A 21,258-nucleotide genomic window follows, 5' to 3' on the forward strand; every position below is an offset into this window, starting at 1 on the left:
ACATCACCGGCCTGAGCCGACGCGGCCCCGGCTGCCACCGGCTCCGGAGCCCGCGCCCGGCCGACTCTCAGAACGACTTCCCGTAGCGGGCGGCAAACGCGGTGGCGCGGTCGTGCAGGGACGTGCGCAACGCTTGCGGTGTCAGGGCTTCCGCGTCCGTGCCGAGCTGCCACAGCGCCCACTCGGCGTGTCGCAGGTCCTGGAACGTCACCTCCAGCCGTAGCCAACCGTCCGCGTCGGGTTCGGCGGTGCGAAGGGCCACGGCGCTGGTCAGCAGGTCCTCTCGCCGCTCCGGGTTCACCCGTACCTGCACGGCGATGTGGTCCTCGGACAGGAACCGCGCGCAGCGTTCCCACCAGACCCGGTCCAGGTCGACCCGGTCGGGCCGCTGGGCCGGTTCGGGGAGTCCCTCGGCGGCCAGCACCCGCGACAGCCGGTACGTACGGTCCGCGCCCGATCTCGTGGCCAGTAAGTAGCCACGCTCGCGTACGGTGACCAGGCCGATCGGGTCCACGGTGCGCCACCGCGGCGTCTGGTCGGTGGCCGCGTAGTGGATGCGCAGCCGGTGCCCGGCGAGCACCGCGCGCCGGATCTCGCTCATCGTGGTGCCGGGCACCTTCTCGGTGACCGGTCGACGGGAGAGCAGGTCGGTCTCCGGCTCGACGAGGAACCGCCGGGCCGCGTCGCTCGCGGTGGCCAGATGGCTCTCGGGCAGCGCGTCGACCACCTTGCGCAGGGCCGAGGCGAGCGCCGGGCCGAGGCCGAACGCCTGCTCACCGCGCCCCAATCCAGCGGTCAGCAGGGCCAGGGTCTCGTCGTGGTTCAGTCCCGTGAGCTCGGTCCGGAAACCGGGCAACAGGGCGAACCCGCCGTGTCGGCCGCGTTCGGCATAGACCGGGACACCGGCCGCGGACAGCGCCTCGATGTCGCGCAGCACCGTACGGGTGGACACCTCCAGCTCGCGGGCCAGCGTGGCCGCGGTCAGCCGACCGCGCTGACGCAGCAGCAGCACCAGCGAGACCAACCGATCGGCGCGCACCCGGAGACCCTATCGAATACATGACCGAGGGTGTCGTGATGTGCCGGAAGGGTGGTCGGCACGGACATCGGCGGCGGCCACCGCGCCGATGGACGTACGCACGGACCTACGCACTCCCGACGAATCGAATGGAACTGATGTGGCAGTGGAACGAACGGCGGTCAACCCGGTGACATGGTCGCTGGAGATGGGCTTCAACCAGGGTGAGATCGTCTCCGGGCACACCCGGACGCTGTACTGCTCCGGACAGACCGCGATGGGCGACGACGGCAGACCCCGGCATGAAGGTGACATGGCCGCGCAGTTGGCGCTGAGCCTCGACAACCTGGAGGCCGTGCTCGGCGAGGCGGGCATGTCCCTCGCGCACCTCGTCCGGCTCAACGTCTACACCACGGACGTCGATCTGCTGTTCCCGCACTACGGCGTGCTGGCGTCACGGTTGGCCGCGGCCGGGGTGGCACCGGCGACCACGATGCTCCAAGTGACACGGCTGGCGATTCCCGGCCAGATGGTCGAGCTCGAGGGGACCGCCGTCGCGTGAGGCGACTCGCCGCCTGAGCTGCCCGTGCCGGTCGGACCGGCACGGGCAGCGGTACGTTCCCGGACCGTTTCACCGGGCGCCGGTCATCCGCGGTGCGCGTCGCCGCCGCGGTCGGTGGGTGCCGTGGTGCTCGTGACGGGAAGGCGTCGGTAGGCGGCGCGTGCGTGGCCGAGGCGGGCCAGGGCCGTACCGGCGAGAGCGGCGGCGAGCAGACAGGAGAGCCAGAAGGCGTCGCGCCGCACGGACCAGCTGAGGGTGCCGGCGGGCGGGATGGCGAAGCCGTTGAGGAAGAGCCAGCACAGCACCGCCGTACCGGGAGCCGCCGTGAAGCGGGCGCACCACCCGAGCAGGGAGGCGAGAACGGACAGGACGGCGAGAGCGAGCGCGGGCCGGCCCGGGCCGATGACCGCGTTCACCGAAGCCACGAGCAGAAGCGCGCCGCCGAAGGCCGCGAACCAGACCAGCGCCGTGGACGCCGGCTCGGGTACGGGCCGCGCACCGGCACGCAGGGACACCCACTCGACCACGGTTCGACTCCTTCCGGCGGACGGCCCGCCCACTAAGCGTTCCATGGCGCGACGGCTCACGGGAGGGCGGGTTCGCCCGGGAGGGCGTCCTGTCGGGGCGTCAGTATGTACAAGGGAAAATCCGGTTCATCAGTGCGCAAACGCGTCGCTGGATCGGTGTAATCGGCACAAATGCCGGTCCCTGCGGGGATCTAGCGTCGGAGTGCACGGGGCCGCACGAGCCAGAAAGGCATCGAGTCACTCATGCCCATCCCGCACACCGACGTCATGCCCGCCATCGAGTTCGACACCCCGACCTCCGCACCCGGCCCCGGCCACCCGCCCGCCGATCCCCTCCTGCTTCCGGTCGACGAGTTGCCCGCGTCGATGTCGGAGCCCGACGCGGTCTGCCGTCGGGTGCGTGACGAGCTGATGCTCGACGGCAACGCCCGGCTCAACCTCGCCACCTTCGTGACCACGTGGATGGAGCCGCAGGCGCGGGAGTTGATGGCGGAGACGGCGGAGAAGAACCTCGCGGACCGGGCGGAGTACCCGCAGATCACCGCGATGGAGGAGCGCTGTGTGCGGATGCTCGCCCGGCTCTGGCACGCGCCCCGCCCCGAGCAGGTCCGCGGCTGTTCGACCACCGGTTCCAGCGAGGCGGCGATGCTCGGCGGGCTCGCGCTCAAGCGGCGCTGGCAGGCCCGCCGGCGCGCCCAGGGCAAGGACACCGCGCGCCCGAACCTGGTGATGGGCTCGAACGTCCAGGTGTGCTGGAAGAAGTTCGCCAACTACTTCGAGGTGGAGCCGCGTCACGTCCCGATGGAGTCGGGCCGCTACCACCTCACGCCCGACACGCTCACCGCCCACTGCGACGACAACACCATCGGTGTCGTCACCGTCCTCGGCTCCACGTTCGACGGCTCCTACGAACCCGTGGCGGACATCTGCCTGGCCCTGGACGGCTATCAGGCGGCCACCGGCACCGACATCCCCGTGCATGTCGACGGCGCGTCCGGCGCCATGGTGGCCCCGTTCCTCGACCCGGGTCTGATGTGGGACTTCCAGCTCGAACGCGTCGCGTCCATCAACACCTCGGGCCACAAGTACGGGCACGTCTTCCCCGGGCTCGGCTGGGCCCTGTGGCGTGACGCCGAGGCCCTCCCCGACGACCTGGTCTTCGAGGTGGACTACCTCGGCGGCAGTTCCCCCAGCTTCACCCTCAACTTCTCCCGTCCGGGCGCGCACGTCGTCGCGCAGTACTACAGCTTCCTGCGGTACGGCTTCGAGGGACTGCGCAACCTGGCGGCCCGCAACCGTACGACGGCCCGTGCGCTCGCCGCGCGGATCCGGGCGATCGGCCCCTACGAGCTGGTCACGGACGGCTCCGACCTGCCCGCGTTCGCCTTCCGCCTCACGCCCGGCACCGAGGGGCTCACGGTGTTCGACGTCTCCCAGGCCATGCGCGCCCGCGGCTGGCACCTGCCGGCGTACACCTTCCCGGCGCCCTGCCAGGACGTCTCCGTCCTGCGTCTGGTGGTCCGCACCGGTTTCACCGCCGAACTCGCCGGCATGTTCATCGCCGACCTGACCGAGGTCACCAGGCGCCTGCACACCGACCGCCTGTCGTCTCCGCCCCGCTAGGACCCCTCCGGTCCCAGCGAGGCACGGACGAGAGCGCCCAGCTCCTCGTCGGTGACGTCCAGCGCCTCCTGGGACCGCAGCCGGATGGTGCCCCTTCCGCTGAGGAGCTCCGGGTGCCGGGCGAGGAGGTCCGCGCCCGCGTCCTGGTCCCAGCCGTACAGCGAGACGCCGTGCCGCCACACGCCCACGTGCAGCCCGCGGGCACCGACGCGGTAGGTCGGCATCCCGTAGGCCAGCACGACGTCCGCCTCGGGGTACGCCGCCAGGATCAGCCGGTGCACCCGGTCGAAGAGCGGACGGTGCTCGGGGGCGATCGCGTCGATGTAGGTCTGCGCTTCGGCGTTCATACGCCCTATTTGTACAGGGGAGACCGGCGTCACAGTGTCGTTGCGGGCAAGGTCACAGCCGTGCCCTCTGCTGCTCCTTTGGCCATCTGGCCTAGCATCCGAGCATGACGGTCCTGCCTGACGACGGGCTCTCGCTGGCCGCCGAGTTCCCTGACGCGAACCTTGATCAGTGGCACAGCCTGGTGGCGGGTGTCCTGCGCAAGTCGGGCAAGGAAGTCTCCGGCGCGGCAGCGGAGGACGCCCTGTCCACCGCGCTCGAGGACGGGCTGCGCACCCGCCCTCTGTACACCGCGCACGATGCCGCGCCCGACCCCGGATTCCCCGGCTTCGCGCCCTTTGTGCGCGGCGCCCGCGCCGAGGGGAACACCACCGGCGGCTGGGACGTACGGCAGCGCCACGCGGTGGCCGACAACGCCGCGGTGCTCACGGACCTGGAGAACGGCGTCACCTCGCTGTGGCTCGTCGCGGGCGACGGCGGCATCCCGGTCGCGTCGCTCGGCAGGGTCCTCGACGGTGTCTACCTCGACCTCGCGCCGATCGTTCTCGACGCGGGCAGCCAAGTCGTCCCGGCCGCACAGGAGTTGCTGCGGCTGTACGCCGAGCGCGGCATCGACGGCACGGCCGCGCGCGGCAACCTCGGCGCCGACCCGCTGGGCCACGAGGCCCGTACCGGCGAGGCGTTGGACTTCGCGCCGGTCGTCCCGCTCGCGCAGAGGTGCGCCGAGGAGTACCCGGGGCTGCGGGCGCTGACCGTGGACGCGCTGCCGTACCACGAGGCGGGCGGTTCGGCCGCGCAGGAGCTGGGCGCCTCGATCGCCACCGGTGTCGCCTATCTGCGTGGGCTGACCGAGGCCGGGCTGAGCGTCGAACAGGCCTGTGCGCAACTGGAGTTCCGGTACGCGGCGACCGCCGACCAGTTCCTGACGATCGCCAAGCTGCGGGCCGCGCGCCGGCTGTGGGCGCGGGTCGCCGAGGTGTGCGGGGCGCCCGGTGCCGGTGCGCAGGCGCAGCACGCCGTGGTGTCGCCGATGATGATGACCCGCCGTGACCCGTGGGTGAACATGCTGCGCGCGACGATCGCCACCCTGGCCGCCGGGGTCGGCGGCGCCGAGGCCGTCACCGTGCTGCCCTTCGACCACGCGCTCGGCCTGCCGGACGCGTTCGCGCGCCGCGTCGCGCGCAACACCTCGACGATCCTGGTCGAGGAGTCGCACCTGTCCCGGGTGATCGACCCGGCGGGCGGCTCCTGGTACGTGGAGCGGCTGACCGACGAACTCGCCGAGGCCGCCTGGCGGTTCTTCCGGACGATCGAACGCGACGGCGGCCAGGCGGCCGTCCTGCGCTCCGGCCGGCTCCGCACCGACCTGGCGACGACGTGGGCGCAGCGCTCCAAGAAGCTCGCCACCCGACGCGAGCCCATCACCGGTGTCAGCGAGTTCCCGCACCTCGGCGAGAAGCCCGTGGAGCGCGCCCCCGCGCCCGAGCCCCGTACCGGCGGTCTGCCGCGCGTGCGGCGCGACGAGGCGTACGAGGAGCTGCGCGCCCGCTCCGACGCCCACCTCGCGGCGACCGGATCCCGGCCGCGGGTCTTCCTGGCCGCGCTCGGCCCCGCCGCCGCCCACACCGCGCGCCTGACGTTCGCCGCGAACCTCTTCCAGGCCGGCGGCATCGAGCCGGTCACCGAGGGCACCTTCGAGGAGAGCGGCGCCACCGAGGTCTGCCTGTGCTCCAGCGACGCGCTGTACGAGGAGCGGGCCGACGACGTCGTACAGGCCCTCAAGTCGGCAGGTGCGCGGCACGTGTTCCTCGCGGGGCGGCCCGGCGAGTACTCCGGTGTGGACTCCTACGTCTTCGCGGGCTGCGACGCCGTCGCCGTGCTCACCGCCACCCTCGACCGCATGGGAGTGTCCTGATGACCGCCTCCGCCGGCCCTTCCGTCCCCGACTTCACCGGGATCGAGCTGGGGACCCCGGCCACGGACGGCGGCGCCGACGAGTGGCGTACGGCCGTGAAGCAGGCCACGCAGGGCGCCGAGCCGGTCTGGGAGACGCCGGAGGGCATCGACGTCAAGCCGCTCTACACCGGCGCCGACCTGGAGGGCCTGGACTTCCTGGAGACGTACCCGGGGGTGGCCCCGTACCTGCGCGGGCCGTACCCGACGATGTACGTCAACCAGCCCTGGACGATCCGCCAGTACGCGGGTTTCTCCACCGCCGAGGAGTCCAACGCCTTCTACCGCCGCAACCTCGCGGCCGGCCAGAAGGGTCTGTCGGTCGCCTTCGACCTGCCCACCCACCGCGGTTACGACAGCGACCACCCGCGCGTGACCGGTGACGTCGGCATGGCGGGCGTGGCGATCGACTCGATCTACGACATGCGGCAGCTGTTCGACGGCATCCCGCTGGACAAGATGTCGGTGTCGATGACGATGAACGGCGCCGTGCTGCCGGTGCTGGCGCTCTACATCGTGGCGGCGGAGGAACAGGGCGTACCGCCCGAGAAGTTGGCCGGGACCATTCAGAACGACATCCTCAAGGAGTTCATGGTCCGCAACACCTACATCTATCCGCCGAAGCCGTCGATGCGGATCATCTCCGACATCTTCGCCTTCACCTCGCAGCGGATGCCCCGCTACAACTCGATTTCCATCTCCGGCTACCACATCCAGGAGGCGGGTGCGACGGCCGACCTGGAGCTGGCGTACACGCTCGCGGACGGTGTCGAGTACATCCGCGCGGGACGCGAAGTCGGTCTGGACGTGGACGCGTTCGCGCCCCGGCTGTCCTTCTTCTGGGCGATCGGCATGAACTTCTTCATGGAGATCGCCAAGCTGCGGGCGGCGCGTCTGCTGTGGGCCAAGCTGGTCCGGCAGTTCGACCCGCAGAACGCCAAGTCCCTTTCCCTGCGCACCCATTCGCAGACCTCCGGCTGGTCGCTGACGGCGCAGGACGTGTTCAACAACGTCACGCGCACGTGTGTCGAGGCGATGGCGGCGACGCAGGGCCACACCCAGTCGCTGCACACCAACGCCCTGGACGAGGCACTGGCGTTGCCCACCGATTTCTCGGCGCGTATCGCCCGCAACACCCAGCTGCTGATCCAGCAGGAGTCGGGCACGACCCGGGTCATCGACCCGTGGGGCGGCAGCGCGTACGTGGAGAAGCTGACGTACGACCTCGCCCGCAGGGCCTGGCAGCACATCCAGGAGGTGGAGGCGGCGGGCGGCATGGCCAAGGCGATCGACGCCGGCATCCCCAAGTTGCGCATCGAGGAGGCCGCGGCCCGCACGCAGGCCCGCATCGACTCCGGACGCCAGCCGGTGATCGGCGTCAACAAGTACCGGGTCGAGACCGACGAGGCGATCGACGTCCTCAAGGTCGACAACTCCTCCGTGCGCACCCAGCAGATCGAGAAGCTGCGGCGGCTGCGGGCGGAGCGGGACGAGACCGCGTGCCGGGACGCGCTGGACGCGCTGACCCGGGCCGCGGACGGCGACGGCAACCTCCTGGAGCTGGCCGTGCACGCGGCCCGCGCGAAGGCCACCGTCGGCGAGATCTCCGACGCCCTGGAGAAGGTCTACGGCCGGCACGCGAGCCAGATCCGTACGATCTCCGGCGTGTACCGCAACGAGGCAGGGGAGTCCGAGAACGTGGACCGCACCCGCGCGCTGGTGGACACCTTCGAGGGGGCCGAGGGCCGCCGGCCGCGCATCCTGGTCGCCAAGATGGGCCAGGACGGCCACGACCGCGGCCAGAAGGTGATCGCCACCGCCTTCGCCGACCTGGGCTTCGACGTCGACGTCGGCCCGCTGTTCCAGACCCCGGGCGAGGTGGCCCGTCAGGCCGTGGAGGCGGACGTGCACATCGTCGGCGTCTCGTCCCTGGCGGCCGGTCACCTCACCCTCGTACCGGCGCTGCGCGAGGCGCTGGCCGAGGAGGGCCGGGAGGACATCATGATCGTGGTGGGCGGGGTGATCCCGCCACAGGACGTACCGACCCTGCTGGAGATGGGCGCGGCCGCCGTGTTCCCGCCGGGGACGGTGATCCCGGACGCGGCCCACGACCTGGTGGAGCGTCTGTCGGCCGACCTCGGGCACGGGCAGTGATCGATCTCGACGCGTATGTGAAGGGTGTCCTCGACGGCAAGCGGGCGATCGTCGCCCGCGCCATCACCCTCGTCGAGTCCACCCACCCGCGACACCGGTCACTGGCCCAGGAGTTGCTCACCGAGCTGCTCCCGCACAGCGGCCGGGCGCGACGGATCGGGGTCAGCGGGGTGCCGGGCGTGGGGAAGTCGACGTTCATCGACGCGTTCGGCACGATGCTGACCTCGCTGGGGCACCGGGTGGCGGTGCTCGCGGTGGACCCGTCCTCCACGCGTACCGGGGGCTCGATCCTCGGCGACAAGACCCGCATGGAACGCCTGGCGGTCGACCCGGCCGCCTTCGTACGGCCCTCCCCCAGCGCGGGCACGCTCGGCGGGGTGGCCAAGGCGACCCGGGAGTCGATGGTCGTGATGGAGGCCGCCGGCTACGACGTGATCCTGGTCGAGACCGTCGGCGTCGGGCAGTCGGAGACCGCGGTCGCCGACATGGTCGACTCCTTCCTGCTGCTGAGCCTGGCCCGAACCGGCGACCAGCTCCAGGGCATCAAGAAGGGTGTCCTGGAACTCGCCGACGTGATCGCGGTCAACAAGGCGGACGGCCCGCACGAGCGCGACGCCCGCGCGGCCGCCCGTGAACTGGCGGGCGCCCTGCGGCTCATGCACGGCAAGGACGCCTTCTGGACTCCGCCGGTGCTCAGTTGCAGCGCCCGCGAGGCGACCGGCCTGGACGTGGTCTGGGAGCGCCTGGAACAACACCGGACGCTTCTCGACTCCACGGGGCGGCTCACCGCCAAACGGCGGGACCAGCAGGTCGGTTGGGCGTGGGCGATGGTCCGGGACGAGCTGCTCGGCCGGCTGCACGCCAGCCCGGCCGTCCAGTCCCTGGCCCCGGAGCTCGAACAGCAGGTCAGGGACGGCCGGTTGACGGCCACGCTGGCCGCCGAGCGGATCCTCGAGGCGTTCGGCGGCACGGCGAGCGACTGACCGACCGCGGGTACGCGACGAGACGGGCGACGGCGACGGCCGAAGAAGCTCTCGCCGAAGCACGGCAGGGCCACCGGAGTGCACGCGGCCGGCGAAGGCCAGGTCCCGCTACTCCGGCCCCGCCTCCCGCACCTTGGCGACCGCCGCCGCCATCTGCTGTTGCACCTCCTGCGGCACCGGGGTTCCGTGGACGGCGCCCATCAGGTCCTGGGCGAGGTGGTGCAGTTTGGTGTTGGTGTTCTGGGAGGCGGTGACGAGCACCGTCCAGGCGTCCTCCGCGCTCAGTCCGAAGGAGGCCATGACGATCCCGCGGGCCACGTCGATGGCCGGCCGGGTCCGCATCGCCCGGCGCAGCTGGTCGACCTCCAGGCGCAGCTCCTGGTCGACGTCCACGGGCTCGGGCAGTTCCTCCTCGACGGGGACGGGCTCGGCGCCCGGGGTCTGCGAACCGGCGGGACTTCCAGCATGCTCGGTCACGAACAACTCCCGGGCCCCGGTCAGGTCGAGCAGGCGGGCGACGGTCGGACTGCAGGCCCGGACAGTGACCGTCTTGCCCTGGTCGAGGGCCTCCCGGCGCAGGGCGAGCAGGACGTTGAGGCCGGCGCAGTCACAGAACCTGACCTCGTCGAGATCCAGGTCCACCCCGGTGGCCGAGCGGTCAAGGACGGCGTAGAGCTCGGACCAGAGCTCCTGGGCTCCCATGTCGAACTCACCGCGGCAGGTGACGACAGCCCGTTCCCCGGTCACCACGGCTTCGATCGTGGCCAGACACGGCGGGCGCCCGTCCAGGGTGACGAGGGGCTGCGCCGAGTGCGCAGGTTTCGGCATGGCCCTCTCCCTCATGTGCTCGGCCTCTCCCTCAGATTCCCCGTCCCCGCCAACATACGTCAACCAATACACGAAATGAAGTTCAGGTTTTTGAATGCGTGAATACGTGGTCGCTAGACTGCTGCCATGGATGGAGTGCCCGAGTCTCACACCGGATGGACGTTCGTCACGAACCATGCGAGGGTGCTGGCCGCGATCGCCGACAACCCCAGCACCCGGATCCGTGACATCGCCGCGCACTGCCGGCTCACCGAACGCGCCGTGCAGAAGATCATTGCGGACCTGGAGCAGGACGGCTACCTCTCGCACGTGCGGGCGGGGCGCACCAACACCTACCGCATCGACCCGGGCAAGGTGCTACGTCATCCCGCCGAGGCCGGCCTGACGGTGGCGTCGCTGCTGTCCCTGCTCGTCCAGGACGAGGCCGACCGCACCCCGCTCCCGCTTCCCGACAGCCGGCGGCCCACCCGGGCCTGACACGCGCAGCGAACGGAACCTCCCCGGCCCGCGCAGCGTCGCGCCCCCGCTCCACCACCCCGTGACGCCGATCAGCGGCGGTGAGATTCCAGAAACATCGCGGACATGACACTCCGCCCGCGTCGGTAACAACCGCTTTCTAGCGTGACGGGCCGTGGGACCCGAGTCGTATACAGGGCCAAGAACCGCTCACGCCGGCCCGTCGACTCCCCGGCCTGCCGACGACGCCACGCGGGGCTCCCACGCATCCCCCACCGCCCGCATGACGAGCACCACTGGGAGGCGTGACATGAGCACCACAGAGTCACGGCCGGCAACGGCAGACCCTTCGACATCCGCCGACCAGGCGGTCAAGGAGACCCTGGAGGACTACACCCTCCGCTTCGCACCCCGCAGTTACCGCCGCTGGACCCCCATGGTCGTGGCCACCACGGCCCTCGGCGGCATCGCCTACATGGCCGACTTCTCCATCGGCGCCGGAATCGGCCTGGCCCACGGCACCGGCAACGCGCTCGTGGCGATCGCGGTCGCCGCCGTCGTCATCTTCGTCACCGGCTTCCCCCTCGCCTACTACGGCGCCCGCTACAACATCGACCTCGACCTGATCACCCGCGGCTCCGGTTTCGGCTACTACGGCTCGGTCCTCACCAGCGTCATCTTCGCCAGTTTCACCTTCATCTTCTTCGCCCTCGAAGGCTCGATCATGGCCCAGGGCCTCAAGCTCGGCCTCGGACTGCCTCTGTGGCTGGGCTACCTGGTCTCCACCCTCATGGTCATCCCCCTGGTGATCTACGGCATGAAGGCGCTGAGCAAGCTCCAGGTGTGGACGACGCCGATCTGGCTGCTGCTGATGGTCGGCCCGCTGGTCTACCTCGTCTCCACCGACCCGGGCACCGTCGACCGCTTCCTCGCCTACGCGGGCACCGACGGCGACGGCGGCGTCAACACCGCGTCCGTGCTGCTCGGCGCGGGCGTGTGTCTCTCGCTCATCGCGCAGATCGGTGAGCAGATCGACTACCTGCGCTTCATGCCGCCCAAGACCGAGGCGAACAAGCGCAGTTGGTGGACCGCGGTCATCATGGCCGGACCCGGCTGGGTGGTGCTCGGCGCGCTGAAGCAGGCCATCGGTGTCTTCCTCGCCGTGTACATCCTCGCCGAGGTCGGTCCGGACGTGGCTCCCGAGCCGATCCAGCAGTTCAAGGGCGCCTTCGACGCGATGATGCCGTCCTGGCTGGTGGTCCCGCTGGCCGTGGCCCTCGTCGTGATCAGCCAGATCAAGATCAACGTGACGAACGCGTACTCCGGCTCGCTCGCCTGGACGAACTCCTTCACCCGGCTCACCAAGCACTATCCCGGCCGCATGGTCTTCGTCCTGGTCAACCTGGGCTTCGCGCTGGTCCTGATGGAGGCCGACATGTTCAGCTTCCTCAACGACATCCTCGGCTTCTACTCGAACTGCGCCATCGCCTGGGTCGTCACCGTGGCCACCGACATCGGCATCAACAAGTACCTGCTCAAACTCTCCCCGCACGCCCCCGAGTTCCGCCGCGGCCTGCTCTACGCGGTCAACCCGGTGGGTGTCGTGGCCTTCGTCGCCGCGTCCGGTCTGTCCATCGCCATGTACTTCCACGCCCTCGGCGACGCCCTCCAGCCGTACTCCCCCGTCGCCGCCGCCGTGATCGCCTTCGTCCTCACCCCGCTGATGGCGATCGTCACCAAGGGCAGGTACTACCTGCGCCGCACCGACGACGGCATCGACGAGCCGATGCTGGACCCGGACGGCAACCCGAGCGCGGTCACCTACGACTGCCACGTCTGCCGCCAGCCCTACGAGCGCCCCGACCTGGCCGCCTGTGCCACGCACGACGCGGTGGTCTGCTCGCTGTGCCTGAGCACGGACAAGACCGGCGACCACGTCCTGCCCGCCACCGCCTGACCCCAGCCGGTAGGCACCGGACCACACCCGCGAGCGCCCGGCGAGTCCGGGCCTCGCGGGTGCGTACGTTCTCGCACACGAACTCCAGGAGCACGTCGAGGCCCCTGTCCAGACGGGTGGCTCCGGACCACCATGAGAAAGCGGGGCCGTCGGTATGCCCGCCCGACCTCGTCGAGCAGCCGGTGAGGGTGCCGCGGCCGAACTGGTGGACGCGCTCGATTCCCGCCCCGGCGCCCGGTTCTTGGAGACGGTCGCCCTGTCCCCGTCGCGCCCGGCCGGATCGGCATCCGCGGTGGGTCCAGCCGCACGGCCGACCCGAGGACCGGCTCGAACTCGGCCGCCAGCCTGCCCTGTTCGCCGTACGACCCGTACGAGGCTCCGCCGCCGCGGACACCCCGCCCGTCGGGTCGGAGTCGCCCTGTCGAATCGACGGCACGCTCAGGCGGCCGCGCCGAACCACCTGGGCAGCCGGTCCAGCAGTTCCCGCTGGTCCTCGCCGGCCCAGGCCACATGGCCGTCCGGCCGCAGCAGTACCGCGGGGGCCTCCAGTTCCTCGCCGGTGTCGATGACGTGGTCGACCCGGTCCGCCCAGCCCGCCACCGAGAGGCGCCCGGTCCGGTCGAGCAGCAGTCCCCGGCCGGCGTGCATCAGCTCGTAGAGGCGGCCGCTCTGCAACTCGAGGTCCCGCAGGCGTCGGCCGAGCAACTGATGGCCCTCGCCGAAGTCGTAACGGACGCCGATCGCGGTGATCTTCTCGATCAGGTACCGGTTCACCTCGTCGAAGTCCATCAGCTCGGCCAGCAGCCGACGCACCGCCTGCGGCCCGGGCTCGGTGGACAGCAGCTCCATCTGCGCGCGGGTGTTGTTCAGGACGTCGGCGGCGACCGGATGCCGTTCTGCGTGGTAGCTGTCCAGCAGGTCTTCGGGCGCCCATCCGGCCACCTCGGCGGCCAGTTTCCAGCCCAGGTTGAACGCGTCCTGGAGGCCCAGGTTGAGTCCCTGTCCGCCGACCGGCGGGTGGACGTGGGCCGCGTCGCCGGCCAGCAGTACCCGGCCGACCCGGTAGCGCTCGGCCTGCCGGGTGGCGTCGCCGAAGCGGGAGAGCCAGCGCGGTGAGTGCACACCGAAGTCGGTCCCGGCGACCGCCCGGAGCCGGCGCTTGAACTCGTCGAGGGTCGGCGCGACCGAGCGGTCCCCGCTCACCCCCTCGGCGGGTACGACGACCCGGTACAGCCCGTCCCCCAAGGGTCCGAGGCCGAACAGCCGCTGGGTCCGGCGGATCTCGGTGACCACGGCGGTGACCGTCTCCGGCTCCACACCCACCTCCATCGCGCCGAGCAGCGTCTCGGTCCTGGCGGGTGCGCCGGGGAAGCCGACCCCGAGCAGCTTGCGCACGGTACTGCGGCCGCCGTCGCAGCCGACGAGAAAGCGCGCGCGCAGCCGCGTACCGTCGGCGAGTTCGGCGCTCACCCCGGCCCCGGCCCCGTCGTCGTCGTACTGGCTCAGCCCGACCAGCTCGCAGCCGCGCCGGACCTCGGTGCCGAGCTCGACGGCGCGCTCGGCCAGCAGGCGGTCGGTGACGGTCTGCGGGATGGCGAGGACGTAGGCATGCGCGCTGTCCAGCCCGTCCGGCCACGGCCTGTCGATGCCGGCGAAGTAACCGCCTGCCGTGAACTGCTTTCCGTGCGCGAGGAACCGCTCCAGCAGCCCGCGCTGGTCCAGCACCTCGATGCTCCGCGCGTGCAGCCCGAGCGAGCGGACGATCCCGGTCGGTTCCGCCGCCTTCTCCAGCACGACCACCCGCACACCGTGCAGCCGCAGTTCGGCGGCCAGCATCAGGCCGGTCGGCCCGCCACCCACGATGATCACGTCGAACACGAGTTCCCCCTCCATGAGCGAGCGCCACGCACTCCGCGAATCACCTGTTTCCGCAGGTGCCGGCCTCGGACGGAGATTGTGCGGCACCACCGGGGCCTTGTCGCAAGGCCCCCCGTGAGCTATACGTTGAAGAGGGCAGGGAGGTGGTGACCTCCTTGCCTTTCCTCATGTGTGCGCGGAATCCGGATCAGGACTGCGGTTGCAGGTACCGCGCCAGCAGGTCGTCCAGCGTCACCATGCCCGTGAGGGTGCCGGCGCCGTCCCGTACGACCGCCAGGGAGGCCCGGTTGCGGCGCAGGAGGTCGATCGCGTCGGCGACCTTGGTGTCCTCCGTCAGCTCCGGGACCGGACGGGCGAGGGTACGGGCGGTGGCGGTGCGGCCCTGGGCACGGGCGACCAGGGCGTCGCGGGCGTGGAGCGAGCCGAGCACGAGGTCGCCCTCGCGGACCAGCATGCGGGTGCGGTCGTGCTCGGCGGCCGTGCGCAGGACGGCGCCGAGGTCGGCGGTGCCGGGCACCGAGGTGATCTCCGCGGCCGGGATGCGGAGCTCGCCGACCGGGGTCTCCGGCTCGGTGAGCGAACGGGTGAGCAGCTCCGAGTCGGCCTCGCTGATCAGTCCGAGACGCTCCGACTCCTCGACGAGATGGGTGAGTTGCTCGCGGTTGTGCACGGCGGCCAGCTCGTCGCGCGGGGTGACCCGGCACAGCCGTACCAGCGCGTTGCTCATCCTGTTCAGCACCGAGATCAGCGGCCGGACCACCTTGACGACACCCCGGAAGGGCGGTGAGAGCAGCATCGCGGAGCGCTCGGGGTGGGCGATGGCCCAGGACTTGGGGGCCATCTCGCCGAGCACCATGTGCAGGAACACCACGACGACCATCGCGAACACGAAGGCCACGCCGTAGCTGAGCGTGTTGGGCAGGCCCACGTCGTGCAGCAGCGGGTCGAGTTCGTGGGAGATCGCGGGCTTGGAGACCGAACCGAGGCCCAGCGTGCAGACGGTGATGCCCAGTTGGGCACCGGCCAGCATCAGCGACAGCTCGCGCATCCCGGCCAGGGCCGCCTTCGCCCCGCGCCGCCCCTCGGCCGCGGCCTTCTCCATGCGGTGCCGCTTGGCGGCGACCAGGGCGAACTCGGCGGCGACGAAGAAGCCGCTGCCGATCAGCAGCAGGACGGTGACGAAGAGCGCCATCGGGAAACTCATGTCGGCTCCACCCTCTCCACCCTCTCCACGCGGACGCGTTCCGGCACGTGCCGGTCCAGTGTCCGTACGTCGATCACCGCGCGGCCCCCGTCGAGCAGGTCCACGGTGACCCGGTCCCCGATCGCCGGGAAGCGGCCGAGGCGGTCCACGACCAGTCCTGCGACGGTGTCGTAGTCCTCCTCCTCGGGCAGTTCGACGCCGGTGGCGTCGGCGATCTCGTCGAGCCGCCGGCCGGCGTCGACCAGCCAGCCGTCCCCGTCGGGCACGGCGGGTTCGGTGACGGTGTCGGTCTCGTCGGCGATGTCGCCGACCAGTTCCTCGGCGATGTCCTCGTAGGTGACGATGCCGGCGACGCCGCCGTGCTCGTCCAGGACGACCGCGAACTCGTCGTCGCGCTCCCGCATCTGCTCGACGGCCTCCGGCAGCGGGAGGGTGTCGGGCAGCAGGAGCGGGGTGCGGGCGAGGGCGCCCGCGGTGGCCCGGGTCAGTTCGCCGGCCGGCAGGCGCGTCAGCTCCCGTACGCCCAGGACGCCCGGGATGTCGTCGGGGTGGTCACCGAGGACGGGGTAGGTGGAGTGGCCGTGCTTGGCGATCAGGTCGACGGCCTCGGCGGCGGTGGCGTCCTTGCGCACGAAGACGGCGTCGACGCGCGGCACCATCACCTCGTCGAGGGTGCGCTCGGAGAAGTCCAGGGCGTGGTCGAGGAGTTCGGCGGTGTCCCTGGGCAGTTCGCCCTGTTCGTGGGACTCGCCGATGAGGTGGCCGAGCTCCTCCAGGGTGGCGCCGTGGTGGAGTTCCTCGACGGGTTCGATGCCGGCCTTGCGGAGCAGGCGGTTGGCCGCCCCGTCGAAGACGTGCACCAGCGGGCCGACGACCTTGAGGTAGCCGAGCGTGGAGGGGGCGAGAGCCTTCGCGAGCCGCTCCGGGACGGCGATCGCGAGGTTCTTCGGGGCCAGCTCGCCCAGGACCATCTGAACGACGGTGGCCAGGACGAAGGCCAGCACGACGGAGATCCCGCCGACGGCCCCCTCGGGGACGCCCAGGCCGGTCAGGGCGGGTTCGAGCAGGGCGGAGACCGACGGTTCGGCGATGAAGCCGACGACCAGACCGGTGACGGTGATGCCCAGCTGGGCGCCGGAGAGCATGAAGGACAGCCGCTCCAGCACCGTCAGCGCGCTGGCGGCCTTCCTGTCGCCGGCGTCCGCCTCGCGGGAGAGGGCGAGCCGGTCCGCGGAGACGTACGCGAACTCCTGGGCGACGAAGTAGCCGGTGCCGGCGGTCAGCAGGAACACGGCCAGCAGGCCCAGCAGGGCACTCGTGGTACTCAACGGCGGGTCGATCGCGTCGGGCGGGAGTCCGTCGGTGTGGCGGACACGGGCTTGCTCCTTCGGTAGTGATGTGTGCTGTGTGAACGACCGGGGCGAAGGCGGCGTTCCCCCGTTCTACCGGCCGGGCGGCGTCACCGCCCGGCGGTCACGCGGCGGCCGGCGTCGGCCCGACCAGTTCGCTGAGGACGTCCTCCATGGTCACGAAGCCGAGGACGGTCCCCGTCTCCCCCGTCACCGCCGCCAGATGACTTCCGTCGGCGCGCAGCGCGGTGAGGGTGTCGTCCAGCGGGGTGTCGATGCGGACCCGGGTGACCGGGTGCAGGGTGCCGCGCGGGAAGGGCCGGTCGCGGTCGGTGACGCCGAGGGTGTCCTTGATGTGCAGATAGCCCAGCAGGGTGCCGTCCGGGCCGGTGACCGGGAAGCGGGAGTAGCCCGCCTCGGCGGCGACCCGCTCCAGGCGGGCCGGGGTCACCGAGGCGTCGACGGTCCGCATCTTCGGCACCGGGACCAGGATCTCGCCGACCGGCCGGGTGCCGAGCTCCAGCGCGTCCCGCAGCCGTTCGCCGTCGGCGGGCGAGAGCAGCCCCGCCTCACGCGCGTCGACGACCATGCGGGCCAGCTGGTCGTCGGTGAACACCGACTCGACCTCGTCCTTGGGTTCGACGCGCAGCAGCTTCAGCAGCGCGTTGGCGAAGGCGTTGATGCCGAACACGAAGGGCTTGAGCGCGCGCGTGAGGGCGACCAGCGGCGGTCCGAGGAGCAGCGCGGTCGGCACGGGGGCCGCGAGCGCGATGTTCTTCGGCACCATCTCGCCGATCAGCATGTGCAGATAGGTGGCGAGCGACAGGGCGATCACGAACGCGATCGGGTGGACCAGGCCGTCCGGGATGCGGGCCGCCGCGAAGCCGGGCTCCAGCAGGTGGGCGATGGCCGGTTCGGCGACCGCGCCGAGCACCAGCGAGGAGACGGTGATGCCGAGCTGGGCGGTGGCCATCATCGCGGAGAGGTGTTCGAGACCCCACAGGGTCATCCGGGCCCGCTTGTGGCCGTCGCGCGCGCGTGGCTCGATCTGGCTGCGGCGCACGGAGATCAGGGCGAACTCGCCGCCCACGAAGAAGGCGTTGGTCAGCAGGGTCAGGGCGCCGACGAGCAGCTGGACGGTGGTCATCGGACCTCCTCCCCGGTCCGGACCAGGGCCGGTGCGGTGATCCGAACACGGTCGGCCCGGTGATGGTCGACCTCCAGGACCTCGATACGCCAGCCGCCCTGCACCTCGATGTCGTCGCCCTTGGCGGGGATGCGTGCGAGGCGGGTGGCGACCAGTCCGGCCACGGTCTCGTACGGCCCCTCGGGTGCCGTGAGCCCCGTCTCGCCGAGCTGGTCGACGCGGACGGATCCCTCGGCCTCCCACACCCCGTCACCGGCGGGCCGCAGATCAGGTGTCTCGACGGGGTCGTGCTCGTCGCGGACCTCGCCGACGACCTCCTCGACGATGTCCTCGACCGTCGCCACGCCCGCCGTGCCGCCGTACTCGTCGATGACGACGGCCATGGTGCGGGTGGTCCGCAGCCGCTCCAGGAGCCGGTCGGCGGTGAGGCTGTCCGGGACCAGGAGGGGCGCGGTGGCCAGGTCGGTGACCGGGGTGGCGGCCCGCTTCTCGGGTTCCAGGGCGAGCACGTCACGGATGTGCACGGTGCCGATGACCTCGTCCAGGCTGTCGCGGTAGACCGGGAAGCGGGACAGGCCGGTGGCGTGGGTGAGGTTCGCGGCGTCGGCGGCCGTGGCGTGGGCTTCGAGGGCCTTGACGTCGACGCGCGGTGTCATGACGTTCTCGGCGGTCAGCTCGCCCAGGTGCAGGGTGCGTACGAACAGTTCGGCGCTGTCGGCCTCCAGGGCGCCCTCGGCGGCGGAGTGCTCGGCCAGCGCGACGAGCTCCTCGGGGCTGCGGGCGGAGACCAGTTCCTCGGCGGGCTCCAGACCGAAGCGTCGTACGAAACGGTTCGCGGTGCCGTTGAGATGGCGGATGAACGGGCCGAACAGGGCGGTGAAAGCGCTCTGGGGTCCGGCGACGACCTTGGCGACGGCCAGCGGGCGCGAGATCGCCCAGTTCTTCGGCACCAGCTCACCGACCACCATCAGCACGACGGTGGACAGGGCCACGCCCAGCGCGGTCGCCACCGGAGCGGCGGCCCCACCCAGGCCGACGGCCTTCAGCGGGCCCTTGAGGAGCGCCGCGAGGGAGGGCTCGGCGAGCATGCCGATCACCAGCGAGGTGACCGTGATGCCGAGCTGGGCGCCGGAGAGCTGGAAGGTCAGCCGGCGTACGGCCTTCAGCGCGCCGTCGGCGCCCCGCTCACCGGCCTCGGCGGCCCGCTCCAGGTCACCGCGCTCGACGGTGGTCAGGGAGAACTCGGCGGCGACGAACACGGCGCAGGCCAGGGTGAGGAGGAGGGCCAGCAGGAGCAGCAGGATCTCGGTCACCGGGCCACCCCCGCTCCCCTGGTCGGGCGGTGGACGGCACGGCTGGTACTGGGAGGCTCACCCATTGCGGGACTGTGGCTCCTTCTCGTCGGTCGGGGACGTTCCACTCAAGAGTAAAGGATGAGCAAAGTAAAGACCGTCGCTGGTCCGTGGCGGTGCGGGGTACCCTGCCGGTCCGGCGGGCATCTCGTCCGACTTCGGTGTCACCCTGACGGAGGCCTTCTCCATGTTCGGACTGAGCGAGCTCGCGATCATCCTGATCGTCGTCATAGCGGTCATCGCCGTCAAAAAGGGCCCGGAGCTGACGCGTACGGCGGGCAGGTCGGCGCGCATCCTCAAGGCGGAGGCCCGCGCGGCGAAGGCGGGCCGCCCCGAATCCCGGGTCGTCCCGGGAGAGGTCCTCCGGCCCGGGACCACCGGGGAGAGCGAGCCGGGGCACGGCGCCCGCTGAGGCACCCGGCATCCTTGGGCGGTCCGCTGTTTCCCCGCCGACCGGCCCCGCGATGATCCATGATGAGCGGGTCATGCACCCGCCCGCCACGACGACTCGCGCGCCGCTGCCCGTTCTGCGGGCCGCGGTGTTCGCCGTCGTCGGCACGGTGCTCGGGGTCAGCGCCCACCATCTGCTCGCCGAGGGCCCGGTGCCCTGGAGGCACGGTGTCGCCGCGACGGCGGTGCTCTTCGCGGTGGGCCTCATCGGTGTGCAGCGGCCCAGAAGCCTGGCGACGGTCGTCGCGTGCAGTGTCGCGGGACAGTCCGGGCTGCATCTGTGGCTGACGCTCACCGCGGCCCCGCATCGCCCCGGCGGCCATGTGCACGACGCCCACGCGGTGCGGCACGAGCGGCTCCACGGCTCCCTCGCCATGACGGCCGCCCACTCGCTGGTCGCCGCGCTCGTCGCCGTCCTGCTGCACCGCGCGGACGCGGCCTGCTGGACGGTGGCCCGCGGGGTGACGGCGGCACTCGACGCGGTACGGGACCGACTGGCCGCCGCCCGGTTGCTGTTCAGCCGGCCGACGTCACCCGCACCGACGAGCGCGGCGGTCGTGGTGCCGACGTACGACGAACGGCCGCTCACCGCACAGCCGTTGCTGGCGCACGCGGTGGTACGGCGGGGTCCTCCGGCGACGAGCGCAGCTCTCGCCAACTGACCCCGGGGACGCCGGTACGGCCCACGCCGGACGGCCGCCCCGCCGTGCCACCCTGCCTGGAGACCTCCATGTCCCGTATCCCCCTGTCCCGTCTGTCCGTTGCGGCCGCCGGAGCCGCAACCGCCGTGCTCCTGACCGCCGTTCCGGCCGCCGCCCATACCGAGGTCGAGGCCGACAAGGCGCAGGCACTCGCCGAGAACGTCACCGTCTCCTTCCACGCCGAGGCCGAGTCCGACACCTCCGGCATCAAGGAGGTACGGGTGGTCCTGCCCGAGGGCATCGCCCCCGCAGACGTGACGTACGGCAAGGGCCCCGAGGGCTGGAAGTTCAGCGCGACCGACGACGGCTACAGCGTCAAGGGCGCGGAACTGAGGACCGGCGAGAGCGCCGAGTACTCCGTCGTCGTACGCCAGTTGCCCGACGCCGAGGAGGTGCCCTTCAAGACCCTCCAGACCTACGGCGACGGGCACGTCGACCGCTGGATCGAGCTGGACGAGAACGGGGACAACCCGGCGCCGACACTGAAGCTGAAGGCGGCCGCACCGGGCTCGAAGCCGGTCAGCCCCTCGCCCGGCGTCTCCGAGAGCCTGTCCCCGACAGTCGCGGAAACGACGCCCGCGGCCTCCCCGCAGGCCGCCGACAGCGAGAAGGACGACGAGGGCGGGCTGTCCGCGGGGGCCTGGACCGGGATCGGCGCGGGCATCCTCGTGGCGGTGGCCGCGGTGGTCTTCGCGGTACGGCGGCGGGGCGGCGCGGAGGAGTAACCGCACCCGGTCGGGGGTTTTCCCGCGGGCTCCGGATGAATCCCCC

At 71.5% G+C, this 21,258-nt stretch carries 19 protein-coding genes; 10 read left to right on the top strand and 9 right to left on the bottom strand.

The window, feature by feature from the left end:
* Positions 1–67: 67 nt before the first annotated feature.
* Positions 68–1,039: a WYL domain-containing protein gene (locus tag ABZT02_RS37825; RefSeq protein WP_356026053.1), complete on the bottom strand. Its 972-nt coding sequence runs from the start codon at positions 1,037–1,039 to the stop codon at positions 68–70.
* A 145-nt stretch (positions 1,040–1,184) separates the two neighbouring features.
* On the opposite strand from ABZT02_RS37825, the gene ABZT02_RS37830 reads away from it, so the two are divergent.
* Complete coding sequence (locus ABZT02_RS37830) at positions 1,185–1,580, top strand: RidA family protein (RefSeq protein WP_356026148.1); 396 nt, start codon at positions 1,185–1,187, stop codon at positions 1,578–1,580.
* Between the two features lie 83 nt (positions 1,581–1,663).
* Here ABZT02_RS37830 and ABZT02_RS37835 read toward each other — a convergent pair whose 3' ends face one another.
* On the bottom strand, positions 1,664–2,107 hold the full coding sequence (locus tag ABZT02_RS37835) for a hypothetical protein (protein WP_356026056.1): 444 nt from the start codon (positions 2,105–2,107) through the stop codon (positions 1,664–1,666).
* Positions 2,108–2,350: 243 nt separating this feature from the next.
* Between ABZT02_RS37835 and ABZT02_RS37840 the strand changes: the two genes are divergently transcribed.
* Positions 2,351–3,730 (top strand): glutamate decarboxylase, encoded by a 1,380-nt coding sequence (locus ABZT02_RS37840; RefSeq protein WP_356026058.1) that lies wholly within the window; start codon positions 2,351–2,353, stop codon positions 3,728–3,730.
* Here ABZT02_RS37840 and ABZT02_RS37845 read toward each other — a convergent pair.
* Positions 3,727–4,077, bottom strand: coding sequence for a DUF1801 domain-containing protein (locus tag ABZT02_RS37845; RefSeq protein ID WP_356026060.1), 351 nt, complete (start codon positions 4,075–4,077; stop codon positions 3,727–3,729). The genes ABZT02_RS37840 and ABZT02_RS37845 overlap by 4 nt on opposite strands.
* Positions 4,078–4,181: 104 nt before the next feature.
* On the opposite strand from ABZT02_RS37845, the gene ABZT02_RS37850 reads away from it, so the two are divergent.
* From ABZT02_RS37850 to meaB, 3 genes are read left to right on the top strand one after another with little or no spacing between them, the layout of a single operon-like run.
* Complete coding sequence (locus ABZT02_RS37850) at positions 4,182–5,990, top strand: methylmalonyl-CoA mutase subunit beta (RefSeq protein WP_356026063.1); 1,809 nt, start codon at positions 4,182–4,184, stop codon at positions 5,988–5,990.
* Positions 5,990–8,182 carry a methylmalonyl-CoA mutase gene (gene scpA / locus ABZT02_RS37855; RefSeq protein WP_356026065.1) on the top strand — a complete coding sequence of 731 codons (2,193 nt, stop codon included), beginning with the start codon at positions 5,990–5,992 and terminating at the stop codon, positions 8,180–8,182. Before ABZT02_RS37850 ends, scpA begins: the two co-directional genes overlap by 1 nt.
* Positions 8,179–9,165, top strand: a complete 987-nt coding sequence (meaB, locus tag ABZT02_RS37860; protein WP_356026067.1) for a methylmalonyl Co-A mutase-associated GTPase MeaB — start codon at positions 8,179–8,181, stop codon at positions 9,163–9,165. Before scpA ends, meaB begins: the two co-directional genes overlap by 4 nt.
* Before the next feature lie 108 nt (positions 9,166–9,273).
* Here the strand turns inward: meaB and ABZT02_RS37865 are convergent, their stop codons facing one another.
* Complete coding sequence (locus ABZT02_RS37865) at positions 9,274–9,993, bottom strand: ANTAR domain-containing protein (protein ID WP_356026070.1); 720 nt, start codon at positions 9,991–9,993, stop codon at positions 9,274–9,276.
* Between the two features lie 126 nt (positions 9,994–10,119).
* Here ABZT02_RS37865 and ABZT02_RS37870 point away from each other — a divergent pair, with 126 nt between their 5' ends.
* Both ABZT02_RS37870 and ABZT02_RS37875 read left to right on the top strand, forming a co-directional pair.
* Positions 10,120–10,470 carry a helix-turn-helix domain-containing protein gene (locus ABZT02_RS37870; RefSeq protein WP_356026072.1) on the top strand — a complete coding sequence of 117 codons (351 nt, stop codon included), beginning with the start codon at positions 10,120–10,122 and terminating at the stop codon, positions 10,468–10,470.
* Between the two features lie 289 nt (positions 10,471–10,759).
* Positions 10,760–12,406 carry an allantoin permease gene (locus ABZT02_RS37875; RefSeq protein ID WP_356026075.1) on the top strand — a complete coding sequence of 549 codons (1,647 nt, stop codon included), beginning with the start codon at positions 10,760–10,762 and terminating at the stop codon, positions 12,404–12,406.
* 438 nt (positions 12,407–12,844) lie between these two features.
* Here ABZT02_RS37875 and rox read toward each other — a convergent pair whose 3' ends face one another.
* From rox to ABZT02_RS37900, 5 genes are all read right to left on the bottom strand, one after another.
* Positions 12,845–14,284 (bottom strand): rifampin monooxygenase, encoded by a 1,440-nt coding sequence (gene rox, locus ABZT02_RS37880; RefSeq protein WP_356026078.1) that lies wholly within the window; start codon positions 14,282–14,284, stop codon positions 12,845–12,847.
* Positions 14,285–14,471: 187 nt separating this feature from the next.
* Positions 14,472–15,488: a hemolysin family protein gene (locus ABZT02_RS37885; RefSeq protein ID WP_356026080.1), complete on the bottom strand. Its 1,017-nt coding sequence runs from the start codon at positions 15,486–15,488 to the stop codon at positions 14,472–14,474.
* A complete protein-coding gene (locus ABZT02_RS37890; RefSeq protein ID WP_356026083.1) occupies positions 15,485–16,816 on the bottom strand; it encodes a hemolysin family protein in 1,332 nt (443 codons plus the stop codon). Before ABZT02_RS37890 ends, ABZT02_RS37885 begins: the two co-directional genes overlap by 4 nt.
* Before the next feature lie 145 nt (positions 16,817–16,961).
* A complete protein-coding gene (locus ABZT02_RS37895; RefSeq protein WP_356026085.1) occupies positions 16,962–17,984 on the bottom strand; it encodes a hemolysin family protein in 1,023 nt (340 codons plus the stop codon).
* Complete coding sequence (locus ABZT02_RS37900) at positions 17,981–19,297, bottom strand: hemolysin family protein (RefSeq protein WP_356026088.1); 1,317 nt, start codon at positions 19,295–19,297, stop codon at positions 17,981–17,983. The genes ABZT02_RS37895 and ABZT02_RS37900 overlap by 4 nt, the downstream gene beginning before the upstream one ends.
* Positions 19,298–19,523: 226 nt before the next feature.
* Here ABZT02_RS37900 and ABZT02_RS37905 point away from each other — a divergent pair, with 226 nt between their 5' ends.
* From ABZT02_RS37905 to ABZT02_RS37915, 3 genes are all read left to right on the top strand, one after another.
* On the top strand, positions 19,524–19,748 hold the full coding sequence (locus ABZT02_RS37905; protein ID WP_356026090.1) for a twin-arginine translocase TatA/TatE family subunit: 225 nt from the start codon (positions 19,524–19,526) through the stop codon (positions 19,746–19,748).
* A gap of 73 nt (positions 19,749–19,821) precedes the next feature.
* The gene (locus ABZT02_RS37910; protein ID WP_356026092.1) at positions 19,822–20,448 is read left to right on the top strand and encodes a hypothetical protein; all 627 of its coding nucleotides are present in this window, start codon (positions 19,822–19,824) and stop codon (positions 20,446–20,448) included.
* A gap of 68 nt (positions 20,449–20,516) precedes the next feature.
* Positions 20,517–21,212, top strand: a complete 696-nt coding sequence (locus tag ABZT02_RS37915) for a DUF1775 domain-containing protein (RefSeq protein WP_356026094.1) — start codon at positions 20,517–20,519, stop codon at positions 21,210–21,212.
* Positions 21,213–21,258: the final 46 nt, after the last annotated feature.

The sequence above is a fragment of the Streptomyces sp. NPDC005402 genome (assembly GCF_040606575.1).
In the GTDB taxonomy this organism is placed as follows: Bacteria; Actinomycetota; Actinomycetes; order Streptomycetales; family Streptomycetaceae; genus Streptomyces.

Bases quoted from the DNA above. Each gene is read 5' to 3' on its own strand.
- ABZT02_RS37840 (WP_356026058.1), top strand. From the start codon at position 2,351: ATGCCCATCCCGCACACCGACGTCATGCCCGCCATCGAGTTCGACACC.
- ABZT02_RS37845 (WP_356026060.1), bottom strand. From the start codon at position 4,077: ATGAACGCCGAAGCGCAGACCTACATCGACGCGATCGCCCCCGAGCAC.
- ABZT02_RS37850 (WP_356026063.1), top strand. From the start codon at position 4,182: ATGACGGTCCTGCCTGACGACGGGCTCTCGCTGGCCGCCGAGTTCCCT.
- scpA (WP_356026065.1), top strand. From the start codon at position 5,990: ATGACCGCCTCCGCCGGCCCTTCCGTCCCCGACTTCACCGGGATCGAG.
- ABZT02_RS37865 (WP_356026070.1), bottom strand. From the start codon at position 9,993: ATGCCGAAACCTGCGCACTCGGCGCAGCCCCTCGTCACCCTGGACGGG.
- ABZT02_RS37870 (WP_356026072.1), top strand. From the start codon at position 10,120: ATGGATGGAGTGCCCGAGTCTCACACCGGATGGACGTTCGTCACGAAC.
- ABZT02_RS37875 (WP_356026075.1), top strand. From the start codon at position 10,760: ATGAGCACCACAGAGTCACGGCCGGCAACGGCAGACCCTTCGACATCC.
- ABZT02_RS37885 (WP_356026080.1), bottom strand. From the start codon at position 15,488: ATGAGTTTCCCGATGGCGCTCTTCGTCACCGTCCTGCTGCTGATCGGC.
- ABZT02_RS37895 (WP_356026085.1), bottom strand. From the start codon at position 17,984: ATGACCACCGTCCAGCTGCTCGTCGGCGCCCTGACCCTGCTGACCAAC.
- ABZT02_RS37905 (WP_356026090.1), top strand. From the start codon at position 19,524: ATGTTCGGACTGAGCGAGCTCGCGATCATCCTGATCGTCGTCATAGCG.
- ABZT02_RS37910 (WP_356026092.1), top strand. From the start codon at position 19,822: ATGCACCCGCCCGCCACGACGACTCGCGCGCCGCTGCCCGTTCTGCGG.
- ABZT02_RS37915 (WP_356026094.1), top strand. From the start codon at position 20,517: ATGTCCCGTATCCCCCTGTCCCGTCTGTCCGTTGCGGCCGCCGGAGCC.